The organism is Bradyrhizobium sp. NBAIM08, assembly GCF_020193935.1.
Classification (GTDB): Bacteria; Pseudomonadota; Alphaproteobacteria; order Rhizobiales; family Xanthobacteraceae; genus Bradyrhizobium; species Bradyrhizobium yuanmingense.
Genome location: NZ_JADYVR010000752.1, coordinates 1 through 417, shown reverse-complemented (window position 1 = coordinate 417; position 417 = coordinate 1). Strand labels below are relative to the sequence as shown.

The following is a 417-nucleotide window of genomic DNA, read 5'->3' as shown; positions in this document are numbered from 1 at the left end:
GCTCTGCTCGCCCGCCAGGTTCATGGGCGCCATGCGCAGCAGGTGGCGGCCCGAGTCGGCGGCGCCGTAGTAGCGGTAGGTGATGGAGAGGCGGATGTCGTAGCGCATGGCGGCCCCTCAGCGCAGGTAGCTCTGGGCGATGCGGCCCGAAAGGTCGGCGATGTCGGCCGTCACCTGGCGCAGCGCGGCGCTGTCCAGCTCCTCGGGCAGGGCGACCGCGACGGAGGTGTGCAGGCGGATCAGCGCGCGCTCCAGCTCGCCCATCGGCGCGTTCTCGTCGCGCGGCCAGACCTCCTTCAGCCGCTCGGACACCACGTCGAGCTGGAAGAGGAGCGCGCGCGGGTTCATCCGGTCGAGCGCCAGCAGGTCGATAACGGTGGCGCGGTTCGTCTCCACCGCGAAGGTGCGGCGGTGGGT

At 71.7% G+C, this 417-nt stretch carries 1 protein-coding gene; it reads right to left on the bottom strand.

Annotated elements, in window-relative coordinates; genetic code table 11:
• Window positions 1-117: 117 nt before the first annotated feature.
• The coding region (locus tag I6F37_RS41900) for an alpha-E domain-containing protein (RefSeq protein ID WP_225154659.1) at window positions 118-417 on the bottom strand (300 nt) is incomplete at its 5' end.